We start from the raw sequence: 17,025 nt of genomic DNA, 5'->3' as shown, positions 1-17,025 counted from the left end.
CTGTCATTTTTCCGCTGCAGGCATGCTGTCGGTAGCGTGAATTATCCAGGGCACGTTAAAAGAGAAACACTATCATGACGGATAAATTGACCTCCCTTCGTCAGTTCACCACTGTCGTAGCTGACACCGGAGATATCGCGGCAATGAAGCTGTACCAGCCGCAGGATGCCACAACTAACCCTTCTCTGATCCTTAACGCCGCACAGATCCCTGAGTATCGCAAACTGATTGACGACGCAGTGACCTGGGCGAAAGCACAGAGCAACGACCGCGCGCAGCAGGTTGTAGATGCCACCGACAAACTGGCAGTGAACATCGGTCTGGAAATCCTGAAACTGGTTCCTGGCCGTATCTCTACCGAAGTGGATGCACGTCTCTCCTACGACACCGAAGCGTCTATCGCGAAAGCGAAACGTCTGATCAAAATGTACAACGACGCTGGCATCAGCAACGACCGTATCCTGATCAAACTGGCTTCTACCTGGCAGGGTATCCGCGCGGCAGAGCAGCTGGAAAAAGACGGTATCAACTGTAACCTGACCCTGCTGTTCTCCTTCGCGCAGGCGCGCGCATGTGCAGAAGCAGGCGTATACCTGATTTCTCCGTTCGTGGGCCGTATTCTGGACTGGTACAAAGCCAACACCGATAAGAAAGAGTACGCGCCGGCTGAAGATCCAGGCGTGGTTTCTGTTACTGAAATCTACGAATACTACAAACAGCACGGCTATGAGACTGTGGTTATGGGCGCAAGCTTCCGTAACGTCGGTGAAATCATCGAGCTGGCTGGCTGTGACCGCCTGACTATCGCGCCTGCACTGCTGAAAGAGCTGGCTGAAAGCGAAGGTACCCTGGAGCGTAAACTGTCCTACACCGGTGAAGTGAAAGCACGCCCAGAGCGCATCACTGAATCCGAGTTCCTGTGGCAGCACAATCAGGATCCAATGGCTGTAGACAAACTGGCGGACGGTATCCGTAAGTTTGCTGTTGACCAGGGTAAACTGGAAAAAATGATCGGCGACCTGCTGTAATCATTCTGCGTGACCGGGCTTCCGGTCACGCGTCTTACCCCCGCCTCTGTCTGAATTTCCTCTCTGCGTGTATCATTCCCTTTAATCAGTACTCTTTGAATGGAATGGATATGAATACCTTACGCATCGGCTTAGTGTCGATTTCTGACCGCGCCTCCAGCGGTGTTTACCAGGATAAAGGCATCCCCGCTCTGGAAGAGTGGCTTGGCAGCGCGCTGACCACCCCCTTTGACATTCAGACCCGCCTGATCCCTGACGAACAGCCGATCATCGAGCAGACGCTCTGCGAGCTGGTGGATGAGATGAGCTGCCACCTTGTTCTGACGACGGGCGGAACCGGCCCCGCGCGCCGCGACGTGACGCCGGACGCAACGCTGGCGATTGCCGATCGTGAAATGCCGGGCTTCGGCGAACAGATGCGCCAGATAAGTCTACACTTTGTTCCGACGGCCATTCTTTCCCGACAGGTGGGGGTGATCCGCAAGCAGGCGTTGATCCTGAACCTGCCGGGCCAGCCGAAGTCGATCAAAGAGACGCTGGAAGGGCTGAAGGCGGAAGATGGCAGCGTCCTCGTGCACGGTATCTTTGCAAGTGTACCGTATTGTATACAGCTGCTTGACGGTCCGTATGTGGAAACTGATGAGAAAGTGGTAGCAGCTTTTCGCCCGAAAAACGCACGTCGCGAAATAATATCCTGAAATTAATCAATATGTGACATTAGCTGAAGCGGCGATAGCGTGGTAAAGCTTTTACGGTATAGTAATTTTTTCTTTACGATTGCTGTAAAAATAAATCCACAACACACGCACAATGGTTCGCTATGTCACATAACACCCGACCTCTGAATCGACAGGACTACAAAACCCTCACGCTCGCGGCCTTAGGCGGCGCGCTGGAGTTTTACGACTTTATCATCTTCGTCTTCTTCGCCGCCGTGGTGGGAGAACTCTTCTTCCCGGCGGATATCCCGGAATGGCTGCGTCAGGTGCAAACCTTCGGCATTTTTGCCGCCGGGTATCTGGCGCGTCCGCTGGGCGGCATTATCATGGCCCACTTTGGCGATCTGGTCGGGCGTAAGAAGATGTTTACCCTCAGCATCCTGCTGATGGCCGTGCCGACGCTGGCTATTGGTCTGCTGCCCACCTATGCCTCGATGGGCATTCTTGCTCCGTTGCTGCTGTTGCTGATGCGCGTCCTTCAGGGCGCGGCGATTGGCGGCGAAGTGCCGGGCGCATGGGTGTTTGTCGCGGAGCATGTTCCGGCGCGCCGCATTGGTATCGCCTGCGGAACATTAACCGCGGGGTTAACGGTAGGGATTTTGCTCGGTTCCGTCGTCGCGACAATTGTAAACACCAGCATGACGCAGCAGGCCGTGCACGACTGGGGCTGGCGTATTCCGTTCCTGCTGGGCGGGGCGTTTGGTCTGGTCGCGATGTACCTGCGCCGCTGGCTGCAGGAGACGCCGATTTTCCTCGAGATGCAGCAGCGCAAAGCGCTGGCGCAGGAGCTGCCGGTGAAGGCGGTCGTGGTACGCCATAAAAAAGCGGTGGTGGTGTCGATGCTGCTCACCTGGCTGCTCTCGGCGGGCATTGTGGTGGTGATATTGATGTCCCCGGTGTGGCTGCAAAAGCAGTACGGCTTCGCCCCTGCCGTGACGCTACAGGCGAACAGTATCGCGACAATCATGCTCTGCTTTGGCTGTCTCGCCGCCGGGCTGGCGGCAGATCGTTTCGGCGCCAGCGTTACCTTTATCGTCGGCAGCCTGTTACTGGCCGCATCAAGCTGGGCGTTTTACCATCTGGCGTGCAGCCATCCTGAACAGCTGTTTCTGCTGTACGGCGTGGTAGGGCTGTGCGTGGGCGTTGTCGGGGCGGTACCGTACGTGATGGTCCGCGCGTTCCCGCCGGAGGTACGCTTCACCGGGATCTCATTTTCCTATAACGTGTCGTATGCCATTTTCGGCGGGCTGACGCCGATTGCGGTTACCGTGCTGATGGGCGTGTCGCCGATGGCGCCAGCCTGGTATGTACTCGCGCTCTCGCTGATGGGGCTGGTATTAGGATTTTGGCTGCGTCAGGCGGGGGGATGTCGTGCCCGCGAGGCGGGCACGACAGAGGGATCAGTGTTTTTCACCAATCGGTAGAATGGTGCGGTCAAACTGCTCGTTCAGCACTTCACCCATTGCGAGGTAGATAGCGCTTGCGCCGCAAACCAGACCAATCCAGCCTGCAACATGAACGATGCCTTCGTTATCCACCAGGTGACCAATCGCCAGCAGGGCGAACAGCACGGTCAGGCTCAGGAAAACGAACTGCAGCATGCGGTTACCTTTCAGGGTACCGAAGAACATGAACAGGGTGAAGACGCCCCACAGGCCCAGGTAAACGCCCAGGAAGTGGGCGTTTGCCGCGTCTGCCATGCCCATTTTAGGCAGCAGCAGAATGGCAACCAGGGTCAGCCAGAAAGAACCGTAAGAGGTGAAGGCGGTTAAGCCGAAGGTATTGCCTTTCTTATATTCCAGCAGGCCCGCGAAGATTTGCGCGATACCGCCGTAAAAAATGCCCATCGCCAGGATGATGCCATCCATCGGGAACATCCCGATATTGTGCAGGTTCAGCAGGATAGTGGTCATGCCAAAACCCATCAGGCCCAGCGGAGCCGGATTAGCCAACTTAGTGTTGCCCATAAGTCCTCAAAAAAATCATCATTAATATGGTGAAATGGTTAAACCCGCGTCAGTACTCCCTGACTGGGCGCGGCATCATAATGGGCGCAATCGATGGCGTCTATGATCTCATCAGGGTGAAATTAAAATTTTTTTTATGCTTGCCCCTTGATGGATGCCGTCGCGACCCCATCTTGTAGTCAACCGCAGTGTGTGGACCTGAAAAAAATCAAATCTGGGCAGTTGAAAAAGCACGTTCTGCCCTTATTACAGGTACACAACCACATGTTGACTGAATTTTTAGTGGAGACGTTTAGATGGGTAAAATTATTGGTATCGACCTGGGTACTACCAACTCTTGTGTAGCGATTATGGATGGCACTACTGCACGCGTGCTGGAGAACGCCGAGGGCGATCGCACCACGCCTTCTATCATTGCTTATACCCAGGATGGTGAAACTCTGGTTGGTCAGCCGGCTAAACGTCAGGCAGTGACAAACCCGCAAAACACCCTGTTTGCGATTAAACGCCTGATTGGTCGCCGCTTCCAGGACGAAGAAGTTCAGCGTGACGTTTCCATCATGCCTTACAAAATCATCGCGGCAGATAACGGCGATGCATGGCTTGATGTGAAAGGCGCTAAAACTGCACCACCGCAGATTTCTGCTGAAGTGCTGAAAAAAATGAAGAAAACCGCTGAAGATTACCTGGGTGAACCGGTAACTGAAGCTGTTATCACCGTACCTGCCTACTTCAACGATGCTCAGCGTCAGGCAACTAAAGATGCTGGCCGTATCGCAGGTCTGGAAGTAAAACGTATCATCAACGAACCAACCGCTGCTGCACTGGCTTACGGTCTGGATAAAGAAGTTGGCAACCGTACTATCGCGGTTTACGACCTGGGTGGTGGTACCTTCGATATCTCTATTATCGAAATCGACGAAGTTGACGGCGAAAAAACCTTCGAAGTTCTGGCAACCAACGGTGATACCCACCTGGGTGGTGAAGACTTCGATACCCGTCTGATCAACTACCTCGTTGACGAGTTTAAGAAAGATCAGGGCATTGACCTGCGTAACGACCCGCTGGCGATGCAGCGCCTGAAAGAAGCCGCTGAGAAAGCGAAGATCGAGCTGTCTTCCGCTCAGCAGACCGACGTGAACCTGCCGTACATCACTGCAGACGCGACCGGTCCTAAACACATGAACATCAAAGTGACCCGTGCGAAACTGGAAAGCCTGGTAGAAGACCTGGTGAACCGTTCTATCGAGCCGCTGAAAGTTGCTCTGCAGGACGCTGGCCTGTCCGTATCCGATATCCAGGACGTTATCCTGGTCGGTGGTCAGACCCGTATGCCAATGGTTCAGAAGAAAGTGGCTGAGTTCTTTGGTAAAGAGCCACGTAAAGACGTTAACCCGGACGAAGCGGTCGCAATCGGCGCTGCGGTTCAGGGTGGCGTACTGACCGGTGAAGTTAAAGACGTACTGCTGCTGGACGTTACCCCGCTGTCTCTGGGTATCGAAACCATGGGCGGTGTGATGACTGCGCTCATCAACAAAAACACCACCATCCCAACGAAACACAGCCAGGTGTTCTCTACCGCTGAAGACAACCAGTCTGCGGTAACCATCCATGTGATTCAGGGTGAGCGTAAGCGTGCGGCGGATAACAAATCTCTGGGTCAGTTCAACCTGGACGGTATCAACCCGGCACCGCGCGGCATGCCGCAGATCGAAGTGACCTTCGACATCGATGCTGACGGTATCCTGCACGTGTCTGCGAAAGACAAAAACAGCGGTAAAGAGCAGAAGATCACCATCAAGGCATCTTCTGGCCTGAACGAAGCGGAAATTGAAAAAATGGTTCGCGATGCCGAAGCTAACGCGGAATCCGACCGTAAGTTCGAAGAGCTGGTTCAGACTCGCAACCAGGGTGACCATCTGCTGCACAGCACCCGTAAGCAGGTTGAAGAAGCAGGCGATAAACTGCCAGCGGAAGACAAGACTGCTATCGAAGCTGCACTGAGTGCGCTGGAATCCTCACTGAAAGGTGAAGACAAAGCGGACATCGAAGCGAAGATGCAGGAACTAGCGCAGGCTTCTCAGAAGCTGATGGAAATCGCTCAGCAGCAGCACGCTCAACAGCAGGCGGGCGCTGACGCTTCAGCGAACAACGCGAAAGACGACGACGTTGTCGACGCTGAGTTCGAAGAAGTTAAAGATAAAAAATAATCGCCCTGATGCAGGGTAATTAATCGGCACGGGCGTAGGAGAATTCTCCACGCCCGTGCTCGCATGTTAAGGGGCTTAAAAAAACCAATGGCAAAGCAAGACTATTACGAGATTTTAGGCGTTCCGAAAACTGCGGAAGAGCGTGAAATCAAAAAGGCGTATAAGCGCCTGGCCATGAAATTCCACCCGGACCGTAACCAGGGTGACAAAGAGGCTGAAGCCAAATTTAAAGAGATCAAAGAAGCCTACGAAGTCCTGACCGATGCACAAAAACGTGCGGCCTATGACCAGTACGGTCACGCAGCCTTTGAACAGGGCGGCATGGGCGGCGGTGGATTCGGTGGCGGCGGCTTTGGCGGCGGCGCTGACTTCAGCGATATCTTTGGCGATGTATTTGGCGACATCTTCGGCGGCGGTCGTGGTCGTCAGCGCGCGGCGCGCGGCGCTGACCTGCGCTACAACATGGAGCTGACGCTGGAAGAGGCCGTTCGCGGCGTAACCAAAGAGATCCGTATCCCTACGCTGGAAGAGTGTGACGTTTGCCACGGCAGCGGCGCGAAAGCGGGTACGCAGCCTCAGACCTGTCCAACCTGTCACGGCTCTGGTCAGGTACAGATGCGTCAGGGCTTCTTCGCGGTACAGCAGGCCTGTCCTCACTGTCACGGTCGCGGCACGCTGATCAAAGATCCATGCACCAAATGCCACGGGCACGGTCGCGTTGAGAAAACCAAAACTTTGTCCGTTAAGATCCCGGCTGGCGTCGATACGGGCGACCGCATCCGTCTGGCAGGCGAGGGCGAAGCAGGCGAGCACGGCGCACCGGCAGGCGATCTGTACGTTCAGGTGCAGGTGAAACAGCACGCCATCTTTGAGCGTGAAGGTAATAACCTGTACTGCGAAGTGCCGATCAACTTCGCGATGGCGGCACTCGGTGGTGAAATCGAAGTGCCTACGCTGGACGGTCGCGTGAACCTGAAAGTGCCTGGGGAAACCCAGACTGGCAAGCTGTTCCGCATGCGCGGGAAAGGCGTTAAATCCGTTCGCGGTGGTGCCCAGGGCGACCTGCTGTGCCGCGTTGTCGTCGAAACGCCGGTTGGCCTGAACGACAAGCAGAAACAGCTGCTGAAAGAACTGCAGGAGAGCTTTGGCGGCCCGACGGGTGAGAAAAACAGCCCGCGTTCCAAAAGCTTCTTCGATGGCGTCAAAAAATTCTTCGATGATTTGACCCGCTAAATTCGTTAGCTGGTTTTCATCTTCGAAAAGCCCGGAAGCGATTCCGGGCTTTTTTATTGGCGTGTATAGCTCGGTTAAACTGAGTCTATACTCAACATTAATCTGTTTTTGCCGATCTATTTGGCTTGGTATTATGGTTTTATCGAGGTATTGTTGTAAAAGAGAGAACTTAAATGAAATTACTACACCGTTTCTTTAGCAGTGAGGCGTCCGGTGGCGTGATCCTGATTATTGCCGCAGCGGCAGCGATGGTGCTGGCTAACCTTGGCATCACGCAGGAACTCTACCATGCATTTCTGGAAACGCCCGTTGAGCTAAAGGTCGGGGCGCTGGAAATTAACAAGAACATGCTGCTGTGGATCAACGATGCGCTGATGGCGGTGTTCTTCCTGCTGGTGGGGCTTGAGGTTAAGCGTGAGCTGGTTCTTGGCTCGCTCGCCAGCCGCCAGCGCGCGGCGTTTCCTGTGATCGCAGCCATCGGCGGAATGGTCGTTCCGGCGTTGCTCTTCCTGGCGTTCACCTGGCAGGATCCTGTTGCACGTGACGGCTGGGCGATCCCGGCCGCGACGGATATCGCCTTTGCGCTCGGTGTCTTAGCCTTGCTCGGTAGCCGCGTGCCGGTGGCCTTGAAAATCTTCCTGATGGCGCTGGCGATCATCGATGACCTGGGCGCCATTGTGATTATCGCGCTGTTCTACACCAGCGATCTGTCGATCCTGTCCCTGAGCGTCGCCGCCGGGGCGATTGCGGTGCTGGCGCTGCTGAACATCTTCAATGTTCGCCGCATCGGTATCTATATCCTGGTCGGAATGGTGCTGTGGACGGCGGTGCTGAAATCCGGGGTGCACGCCACGCTGGCAGGCGTGATTGTGGGCTTCTTCGTGCCGCTCAAACCGCAGGACGGCAAGTCGCCAGCCAAACAGCTGGAGCACGTGCTGCACCCGTGGGTTGCCTTTATGATCCTGCCGCTGTTTGCGTTTGCCAACGCGGGCGTTTCCCTCGGCGGCGTGACGCTGGACGGGCTGACGTCCGTGCTGCCGCTGGGCATCATTGCCGGGCTGTTTATTGGGAAGCCGTTGGGCATTAGCCTCTTCTGCTGGCTGGCGACGAAGCTGAAGCTGGCGTCATTGCCGCACGGCACAACCTTTGGTCAAATTATGGCCGTCGGCGTGCTGTGTGGAATCGGGTTTACGATGTCGATCTTTATCTCGACGCTGGCGTTTGGTGCGCATGCGCCTGAGCTTATCGTCTGGGCTAAACTCGGCATTCTCATCGGGTCATTACTGGCCGCGGTAATCGGTTATACCTTGTTGAAGGTGAAGTTGTCCGGACAGGCCGTCCAGGCATAGCGGAACACCGGGAGGAGGCGATCCTCCTCCCGATACACACTCAGGGAGAGAAGACGCGATGTCTCATTTAAATTACAACCATCTGTACTACTTCTGGCACGTTTACAAACAGGGCTCGGTGGTGGGGGCGGCAGAGGCGCTCTACCTGACGCCGCAAACCATCACCGGGCAGATCAAGGCCCTGGAAGAGCGCCTGCAGGGCAAACTGTTCAAGCGTAAAGGGCGTGGGATTGAACCCAGCGAACTGGGTGAACTGGTGTTCCGCTATGCGGACAAAATGTTCACCCTGAGCCAGGAGATGCTGGATATCGTCAACTACCGCAAAGAGTCGAACCTGCTCTTTGACGTGGGCGTGGCGGATGCGCTGTCCAAGCGACTGGTGAGCGGCGTGCTGGATGCGGCGGTAGTCGAAGATGAGCAAATCCACCTGCGCTGCTTTGAATCCACCCACGAGATGCTGCTGGAACAGCTGAGCCAGCACAAGCTGGACATGATTATCTCGGACTGCCCGATTGACTCCACCCAGCAGGAAGGGCTGTTCTCGGTGAAGATTGGCGAATGCGGCGTGAGCTTCTGGTGCATTAATCCGCCGCCGGAGAAACCGTTTCCCGCGTGCCTTGAAGAGCGCCGCCTGCTGGTACCTGGGCGACGTTCCATGCTCGGACGCAAGCTGCTGAACTGGTTTAACTCGCAGGGGCTGAAGGTAGAAATCCTCGGAGAGTTCGACGATGCGGCGCTGATGAAAGCCTTTGGCGAAGCGCATAATGCGATCTTCGTTGCGCCGACGCTGTACGCGCACGATCTCTATTCAGACGACAAGATTACGGAGATAGGCAGAGTGGATAACGTGATGGAGGAGTATCACGCCATATTTGCCGAAAGAATGATTCAGCACCCGGCGGTGCAGCGGATCTGCAATCGTGACTACGCGGCGCTGTTTACGCCACCGGCAATCTGAAGGCATAAAAAAACCCGCGTTAAGCGGGTTCTTTAAACAAGCAACAACAAGTAGCGATTAAGCCAGTTTGTTGATCTGCGCGGTCAGGTTTGCTTTATGACGCGCTGCTTTGTTTTTGTGGATCAGACCTTTAGCAGCCTGACGATCCACGATTGGTTGCATTTCGTTAAATGCGTTCTGCGCTGCAGCTTTGTCGCCTGCTTCGATTGCTGCGTATACTTTCTTGATGAAAGTACGCATCATAGAGCGACGGCTTGCGTTGTGCTTACGAGCCTTTTCAGACTGAACGGCACGTTTCTTAGCTGATTTGATATTAGCCAAGTCCAACTCCCAAATATGTTCTATGTGGACAATTCAAAGGCCGAGGAATATGCCCTCTTTGCCTTCTTTTGTCAATGGATTTGTGCAAATAAGCGCCGTTAATTAGCGACGCTACGTTACGTAGTGATGGCGCAGGATTCTACCAGCTTGTCTTCCCTGAATACAGCCTTTCGGCATAAAAATCGCAGTTCAGGAGCAGATTTTTTCGCTGCGAAAGGTCAGCCTGATGAAATCATTACGGCTTTCTGTTTTGCGCGAACAATCGCCGGTTAACCTTAACCGCTGTACAAGGTATACTTTGGCGATTTTCACTGTTTTGAGCCAGACATGAAGCTGATACGCGGCATACATAATCTCAGCAGCGCGCCAAACGGGTGCGTGCTGACTATTGGTAATTTCGACGGCGTGCATCGTGGTCATCAGGCGCTGTTGCAGGGATTGCGTAAAGAAGGGGAGGCCCGTGGCCTGCCCGTTGTAGTGATGATTTTCGAGCCGCAGCCGCTGGAGCTGTTCGCGGGCGATAAATCTCCCGCCCGACTCACTCGCCTGCGCGAGAAATTGCGCTATCTGGCGGAGTCCGGCGTGGACTATGTATTGTGTTTACGTTTCGATCGTCGCTTTGCCGCGCTGACAGCACAAAATTTCGTCAGCGACCTGCTGGTTAAGCGTCTTGGCGTACAGTTTCTCGCCGTGGGTGATGATTTCCGCTTTGGCGCTGGTCGTCAGGGCGATTTCTTGCTATTACAGAAGGCTGGTCTGGAGTATGGATTTGACGTCACCAGCGCGATGACCTTCTGCGAAGGCGGCGTGCGCGTCAGCAGCACGGCGGTGCGTCAGGCGCTGGCTAATGATGACCTGGACACGGCAGAAACCCTGCTGGGGCATCCGTTCACCATCTCTGGCCGCGTGGTCCATGGCGATGCGCTGGGCCGCACGATAGGCTTCCCGACGGCGAATATACCGCTGCGTCGTCAGGTTTCCCCGGTTAAAGGGGTGTATGCGGTGGAAGTAGCAGGATTGGGCGATAAGCCGTTCTTCGGCGTCGCCAACATTGGCACGCGTCCGACCGTCGCCGGTGTGCGTCAACAGTTAGAAGTGCACCTGCTGGACGTTGTAATGGACCTTTATGGTCGCCATATAGATGTGATACTGCGTAAAAAAATACGCAACGAGCAGCGATTTGGTTCGCTGGATGAACTAAAAGCGCAAATTGCGCGAGATGAATTGACGGCCCGCGAGTTTTTTGGGCTTTGAACCCGGCTTAACTGCCTACGTGATAAATACGGAACCGAGAATCTGATGAGTGACTATAAATCAACCCTGAATTTGCCGGAAACAGGGTTCCCGATGCGCGGCGATCTCGCCAAGCGCGAACCGGGAATGCTGGCGCGTTGGACCGATGATGACCTGTACGGCATCATTCGTGCAGCCAAAAAAGGCAAAAAAACCTTCATTCTGCATGATGGCCCTCCATATGCGAATGGCAGCATTCATATTGGTCACTCGGTTAACAAGATTCTGAAAGACATTATCGTGAAGTCCAAAGGCCTCACGGGATATGACTCGCCTTACGTTCCGGGCTGGGACTGCCATGGTCTGCCGATCGAGCTGAAGGTAGAGCAAGAGTTTGGCAAGCCGGGTGAGAAGTTCACCGCCGCCGAGTTCCGTGCGAAGTGCCGCGAATACGCAGCCACGCAGGTTGACGGTCAGCGCGCTGACTTCATCCGTCTGGGCGTGCTGGGCGACTGGTCGCACCCGTACCTGACCATGGACTTCAAAACTGAAGCCAACATCATCCGTGCGCTGGGTAAAATCATCGGTAACGGCCACCTGCACAAAGGCGCTAAGCCGGTGCACTGGTGCGTGGACTGCCGCTCTGCGCTGGCAGAAGCGGAAGTTGAGTATTACGACAAAACCTCTCCATCTATCGACGTGGCGTTCCATGCCGTCGATCAGGATGCGGTGAAAGCTAAATTTGGCGTCTCCTCGGTAAACGGCCCGATCTCTTTGGTTATCTGGACCACCACCCCGTGGACCCTGCCAGCCAACCGCGCGATCTCCCTGTCCGGTGAGTTCGAATACGCGCTGGTGCAGATTGACGGTCAGGCGGTTATCCTGGCGAAAGATCTGGTTGAGAGCGTGCTGAAGCGCGCGCATATCAGCGACTACACCGTGCTGGGCACCGTGAAAGGCGACGCGCTGGAGCTGATGCGCTTCAAGCACCCATTCCTGGACTTCGACGTTCCGGCGATCCTGGGCGACCACGTGACGCTGGAAGCGGGTACCGGTGCGGTACATACCGCCGGTGGCCACGGTCCTGACGACTACAACATCAGCCTGAAGTACGGTCTGGAAATCGCTAACCCGGTTGGCCCGGACGGATCTTACCTGCCTGGCACTTACCCGGCGCTGGACGGTATCAACGTCTTCAAAGCGAACGACATCATCGTCGACATGCTGCGCACCAGCGGCGCGCTGCTGCACGTTGAAAAAATGCAGCACAGCTATCCGTGCTGCTGGCGTCACAAGACCCCGATCATCTTCCGTGCGACCCCGCAGTGGTTCGTCAGCATGGATCAGAAAGGCCTGCGCGAGCAGTCTCTGAAAGAGATCAAAGGCGTGCAGTGGATCCCTGATTGGGGCCAGGCGCGTATCGAATCCATGGTGGCTAACCGTCCTGACTGGTGTATCTCCCGTCAGCGTACCTGGGGCGTGCCGATGTCTCTGTTCGTACATAAAGAGACGCAGGAGCTGCACCCGAACACCCTGGAACTGATGGAAGAAGTGGCGAAGCGCGTCGAAGTTGACGGCATTCAGGCGTGGTGGGATCTCGACTCCCGCGACATCCTGGGCGCTGACGCAGACAACTACGAGAAAGTGCCGGATACCCTGGACGTGTGGTTCGACTCCGGGTCTACCCACTCCTCCGTGGTTGACGTGCGTCCGGAATTTGCCGGTCACGCTGCCGATATGTATCTGGAAGGGTCTGACCAACACCGCGGCTGGTTCATGTCATCTCTGATGATCTCCACCGCTATGAAGGGGAAAGCGCCTTACCGTCAGGTACTGACTCACGGCTTCACCGTGGATGGTCAGGGCCGTAAGATGTCCAAATCTATCGGTAACACCGTTTCTCCGCAGGATGTGATGAACAAGCTGGGCGCAGACATTCTGCGTCTGTGGGTGGCCTCTACCGATTACACCGGCGAAATGGCGGTGTCTGACGAGATCCTGAAGCGTGCCGCCGACAGCTATCGTCGTATCCGTAACACCGCGCGCTTCCTGCTGGCGAACCTGAACGGGTTCGATCCGGCAAAAGACATGGTGAAACCGGAAGAGATGGTGGTGCTGGATCGCTGGGCGGTAGGCTGCGCGAAAGCGGCGCAGGAAGATATCCTGAAAGCCTATGAGTCTTACGACTTCCACGAAGTGGTGCAGCGCCTGATGCGCTTCTGCTCCATCGAGATGGGCTCGTTCTACCTCGACATCATCAAAGACCGCCAGTACACCGCGAAGGCGGACAGCGTGGCGCGTCGTAGCTGCCAGACCGCGTTGTTCCACATCGCAGAAGCGCTGGTGCGCTGGATGGCACCGATCATGTCCTTCACCGCGGACGAAATCTGGGGCTATCTGCCGGGCGACCGTGAGAAGTATGTCTTCACCGGCGAGTGGTACGAAGGCCTGTTCGATCTCTCCAGCACCGAAGCAATGAACGATGCCTTCTGGGACGAACTGCTGAAAGTGCGTGGCGAAGTGAATAAGGTTATCGAGCAGGCGCGTGCAGACAAGAAAGTCGGCGGCTCTCTGGAAGCGGCAGTCACGCTGTACGCCGAACCGGAGCTGGCGGCGAAGCTGACGGCGCTGGGCGATGAATTACGATTTGTCCTGTTGACCTCCGGTGCGAAAGTTGCGGATTATGCCGATGCTTCTGCTGATGCTCAGCAGAGCGAACTGCTCAAAGGACTGAAAGTCGCGCTGAGCAAAGCCGACGGTGAGAAATGCCCGCGTTGCTGGCATTACACCACCGATGTTGGCCAGGTGGCGGAACACGCAGACATCTGCGGACGCTGTGTAAGCAACGTCGCCGGTGACGGCGAAAAACGTAAGTTTGCCTGATGAGTAAAACTCTCTGTTCAACAGGACTGCGCTGGCTGTGGCTGGTTGTTGTGGTGCTGATTATCGATCTGGGCAGCAAGTTCCTGATCCTCCAGAACTTTACTCTGGGGGAGACGGTTCCGCTGTTCCCGTCGCTTAATCTGCACTACGCGCGTAACTACGGCGCAGCGTTTAGTTTCCTTGCCGACAGCGGTGGCTGGCAGCGCTGGTTCTTTGCGGGTATCGCTCTCGGTATCTGCGTGATCCTCGCGGTGCTGATGTACCGCTCGAAGGCCACGCAAAAGCTGAATAACATTGCCTACGCGCTGATCATTGGCGGCGCCCTGGGCAACCTGTTTGACCGCCTGTGGCACGGCTTTGTGGTCGATATGATCGACTTCTACGTCGGCGACTGGCACTTCGCGACCTTTAACCTGGCCGATACGGCAATTTGTATCGGTGCGGCGTTAATCGTGCTGGAAGGCTTTTTGCCTAAACCGGCTGCGAAAGAGCAGGCGTAACACACTCGCCCGGTGGCGTAATGCTACCGGGCAAAACAAGCGAGCAATTTGCATGTCTAAATCCGTACAGAGCAACAGCGCGGTTCTCGTTCACTTCACGCTGAAGCTGGATGACGGCTCCACGGCCGAATCCACCCGCAATAACGGCAAACCGGCCCTGTTTCGTCTTGGCGATACCTCCCTGTCTGAAGGTCTTGAGCAGCAGCTTCTGGGCCTGAAAGAGGGTGAGAAAAAAGCCTTTTCGCTGGAGCCGGATGCCGCGTTTGGCGTGCCGAGTCCGGACCTGATCCAGTATTTCTCGCGCCGCGAGTTTATGGACGCGGGTGAACCGGAAATCGGGGCGATTATGCTCTTTACCGCTATGGACGGCAGCGAAATGCCTGGCGTGATCCGCGAAATCAACGGCGACTCTATTACCGTTGACTTCAACCATCCGCTTGCCGGGCGTACCGTTCATTTTGATGTTGAAGTGCTGGAAATCGATCCTGCACTGGAGGCCTGAAATGCAGATCCTGTTGGCTAACCCGCGCGGCTTCTGCGCCGGTGTAGACCGCGCTATCAGCATTGTTGAAAACGCGCTGGAGATTTACGGCGCGCCGATTTATGTGCGTCACGAAGTGGTGCACAACCGCTACGTGGTCGACAGCCTGCGCGAGCGCGGCGCCATCTTCATTGAGCAGATCAGCGAAGTGCCGGACGGTGCGATCCTGATCTTCTCCGCGCACGGCGTCTCTCAGGCGGTACGTAACGAAGCGAAAAGCCGCGACCTGACCGTCTTCGATGCCACCTGTCCGCTGGTGACAAAAGTGCATATGGAAGTGGCGCGCGCCAGCCGCCGCGGTGAAGAGTCGATTCTGATTGGCCATGCCGGTCACCCGGAAGTCGAAGGCACCATGGGCCAGTACAGCAACCCGGAAGGGGGGATGTATCTGGTTGAGTCGCCGGACGATGTCTTTACGCTGAACGTGAAAAATGAATCCCGTCTGTCGTTTATGACCCAGACGACGCTCTCCGTAGACGATACCTCAGACGTGATTGACGCCCTGCGTCAGCGCTTCCCGAAAATCGTCGGTCCGCGTAAGGATGATATCTGCTACGCGACCACTAACCGTCAGGAAGCAGTGCGCGCACTGGCTGAACAGGCGGATGTGGTGCTGGTGGTCGGCTCCAAAAACTCGTCTAACTCCAACCGTCTGGCCGAACTGGCGCAGCGTATGGGGAAAATGGCTTTCCTGATTGATGACGCGTCGGATATTCAGGAAGCGTGGGTTAAGCACGCGGCCTGTGTCGGCGTGACGGCCGGGGCGTCTGCGCCAGATATTCTGGTACAGAACGTCATTTCCCGTCTGCAGGAGCTGGGTGGCGGCGAAGCGGTGCCGCTGGAAGGACGTGAAGAGAACATCGTTTTTGAAGTCCCGAAAGAACTGCGCATCGACGCCCGCGAAGTCGAATAGACCTTTTTCTGATGAAAGGCCAGCACCTCCTGTGCTGGCCTTTTTTTTACCCGTTACTTTATCGTGACGACAAAATCATGTCTTTTACTGATATTTAAGTCGGTTTCACGTTAAATTCTAATTATCGGTGTTTTCAGTTGGCAGTGCTTCTCAAGGCTGGTTAATCTGAAAACGGTTTACATCATTTTAACGTAAGAGAATAACTATGCATGATGCACAGATCCGTGTCGCCATTGCGGGCGCGGGTGGACGTATGGGCCGTCAGCTTATTCAGGCGGCACTTCAGATGGATGGCGTCGCGCTTGGCGCGGCTCTGGAGCGTGAAGGTTCTTCACTTCTGGGGACCGATGCCGGTGAGCTGGCGGGCGCAGGCCACACGGGCGTTACCGTACAAAGCAGCCTGGAGGCGGTAAAAGAGGACTTCGATGTATTCATCGATTTTACCCGCCCGGAAGGGACGCTCGCGCATCTGGCGTTTTGTCGCCAGCACGGCAAGGGGATGGTGATCGGCACCACCGGTTTTGACGATGCGGGTAAGCAGGCTATCCAGGATGCATCAAAAGAGATTGCGATTGTCTTCGCCGCAAACTTCAGCGTGGGCGTTAACGTCATGCTGAAGCTGCTGGAGAAGGCCGCGAAGGTGATGGGCAACTATACCGATATTGAGATCGTAGAAGCTCACCACCGTTACAAAGTTGATGCGCCATCAGGTACGGCGCTGGCGATGGGCGAAGCGATTGCTCATGCACTTGATAAAGATTTAAAAGACTGCGCGGTTTACACCCGCGAAGGTTACACCGGCGAACGCGTGCCGGGCACCATTGGTTTTGCAACCGTGCGAGCAGGTGACATCGTCGGCGAACACACGGCGATGTTCGCCGATATTGGTGAGCGCGTCGAAATTACGCATAAAGCCTCCAGCCGAATGACGTTCGCCAACGGTGCGGTACGTTCCGCTTTGTGGCTTAAAAACAAGAAAGATGGCCTTTTTGATATGCGAGACGTGCTCGATCTCAACAATTTGTAAGCATTATTACCCATCGTGATGTGGTTATTGCAGTCGTAATTGTTTGATTGCATAGGGCAATATTTTATTGCCCTTTTATTTTATCTGTTTCATGGTGTATTTTTTCCTAACGCTCTAAATATCTATCTCTTATAGCGTTTTAA

15 protein-coding genes and 1 pseudogene are annotated in these 17,025 nt (G+C 55.4%); 14 read left to right on the top strand and 2 right to left on the bottom strand.

The features are described 5' to 3' along the window. Nucleotides 1–74: 74 nt before the first annotated feature. The 3 genes from tal (at nt 75) to ACJ69_RS13875 (ending at nt 3,171) form a co-directional block, all read left to right on the top strand. A complete protein-coding gene (gene tal / locus ACJ69_RS13885; RefSeq protein ID WP_023334458.1) occupies nt 75–1,028 on the top strand; it encodes a transaldolase in 954 nt (317 codons plus the stop codon). 110 nt (nt 1,029–1,138) lie between these two features. Continuing rightward, entirely contained in the window at nt 1,139–1,726 is a 588-nt protein-coding gene (mog, locus tag ACJ69_RS13880) for a molybdopterin adenylyltransferase (protein ID WP_029740861.1), read from the top strand. 122 nt (nt 1,727–1,848) lie between these two features. Further along, on the top strand, nt 1,849–3,171 hold the full coding sequence (locus ACJ69_RS13875) for an MFS transporter (RefSeq protein WP_059347195.1): 1,323 nt from the start codon (nt 1,849–1,851) through the stop codon (nt 3,169–3,171). Here the strand turns inward: ACJ69_RS13875 and satP are convergent. After that, nucleotides 3,148–3,714, bottom strand: a complete 567-nt coding sequence (satP, locus tag ACJ69_RS13870) for an acetate uptake transporter (RefSeq protein ID WP_023334461.1) — start codon at nt 3,712–3,714, stop codon at nt 3,148–3,150. The genes ACJ69_RS13875 and satP overlap by 24 nt on opposite strands. Before the next feature lie 296 nt (nt 3,715–4,010). Here satP and dnaK point away from each other — a divergent pair, with 296 nt between their 5' ends. The 4 genes from dnaK to nhaR all read left to right on the top strand — a co-directional run bounded on the left by dnaK (nt 4,011) and on the right by nhaR (nt 9,464). Beyond that, the gene (gene dnaK / locus ACJ69_RS13860) at nt 4,011–5,924 is read left to right on the top strand and encodes a molecular chaperone DnaK (RefSeq protein WP_024907421.1); all 1,914 of its coding nucleotides are present in this window, start codon (nt 4,011–4,013) and stop codon (nt 5,922–5,924) included. A gap of 87 nt (nt 5,925–6,011) precedes the next feature. Beyond that, entirely contained in the window at nt 6,012–7,157 is a 1,146-nt protein-coding gene (dnaJ, locus tag ACJ69_RS13855; RefSeq protein ID WP_023310347.1) for a molecular chaperone DnaJ, read from the top strand. A 173-nt stretch (nt 7,158–7,330) separates the two neighbouring features. Next, a complete protein-coding gene (nhaA, locus tag ACJ69_RS13850) occupies nt 7,331–8,506 on the top strand; it encodes a Na+/H+ antiporter NhaA (RefSeq protein WP_029740863.1) in 1,176 nt (391 codons plus the stop codon). Between the two features lie 58 nt (nt 8,507–8,564). Further along, nucleotides 8,565–9,464: a transcriptional activator NhaR gene (gene nhaR, locus ACJ69_RS13845; protein WP_029740864.1), complete on the top strand. Its 900-nt coding sequence runs from the start codon at nt 8,565–8,567 to the stop codon at nt 9,462–9,464. 57 nt (nt 9,465–9,521) lie between these two features. On the opposite strand, the gene rpsT is transcribed toward nhaR, so the two are convergent. Further along, on the bottom strand, nt 9,522–9,785 hold the full coding sequence (rpsT, locus tag ACJ69_RS13840) for a 30S ribosomal protein S20 (RefSeq protein ID WP_003856458.1): 264 nt from the start codon (nt 9,783–9,785) through the stop codon (nt 9,522–9,524). Nucleotides 9,786–9,886: 101 nt separating this feature from the next. Between rpsT and ACJ69_RS25760 the strand changes: the two are divergent. The 7 genes and pseudogenes from ACJ69_RS25760 to dapB all read left to right on the top strand — a co-directional run bounded on the left by ACJ69_RS25760 (nt 9,887) and on the right by dapB (nt 16,882). After that, a pseudogene (locus ACJ69_RS25760) lies at nt 9,887–10,105 on the top strand (DUF2575 domain-containing protein). A gap of 7 nt (nt 10,106–10,112) precedes the next feature. Beyond that, nucleotides 10,113–11,039: a bifunctional riboflavin kinase/FAD synthetase gene (gene ribF / locus ACJ69_RS13835; protein ID WP_029740865.1), complete on the top strand. Its 927-nt coding sequence runs from the start codon at nt 10,113–10,115 to the stop codon at nt 11,037–11,039. 45 nt (nt 11,040–11,084) lie between these two features. Then, complete coding sequence (ileS, locus tag ACJ69_RS13830) at nt 11,085–13,901, top strand: isoleucine--tRNA ligase (RefSeq protein ID WP_032660749.1); 2,817 nt, start codon at nt 11,085–11,087, stop codon at nt 13,899–13,901. Further along, the gene (gene lspA, locus ACJ69_RS13825; protein ID WP_029740867.1) at nt 13,901–14,401 is read left to right on the top strand and encodes a signal peptidase II; all 501 of its coding nucleotides are present in this window, start codon (nt 13,901–13,903) and stop codon (nt 14,399–14,401) included. The genes ileS and lspA overlap by 1 nt, the downstream gene beginning before the upstream one ends. 52 nt (nt 14,402–14,453) lie before the next feature. Continuing rightward, nucleotides 14,454–14,903: an FKBP-type peptidyl-prolyl cis-trans isomerase gene (fkpB, locus tag ACJ69_RS13820; RefSeq protein ID WP_003856450.1), complete on the top strand. Its 450-nt coding sequence runs from the start codon at nt 14,454–14,456 to the stop codon at nt 14,901–14,903. 1 nt (nt 14,904) lies between these two features. Next, nucleotides 14,905–15,855, top strand: coding sequence for a 4-hydroxy-3-methylbut-2-enyl diphosphate reductase (gene ispH / locus ACJ69_RS13815; RefSeq protein ID WP_059347194.1), 951 nt, complete (start codon nt 14,905–14,907; stop codon nt 15,853–15,855). A gap of 205 nt (nt 15,856–16,060) precedes the next feature. After that, nucleotides 16,061–16,882, top strand: coding sequence for a 4-hydroxy-tetrahydrodipicolinate reductase (gene dapB / locus ACJ69_RS13810; RefSeq protein ID WP_029740868.1), 822 nt, complete (start codon nt 16,061–16,063; stop codon nt 16,880–16,882). Nucleotides 16,883–17,025 lie beyond the last annotated feature (143 nt).

This window comes from Enterobacter asburiae, assembly GCF_001521715.1.
Classification (GTDB): Bacteria; Pseudomonadota; Gammaproteobacteria; order Enterobacterales; family Enterobacteriaceae; genus Enterobacter; species Enterobacter asburiae.
Note: the sequence above shows the minus strand (reverse complement) of the source record. Positions and strands in the feature narration are given on the sequence as shown.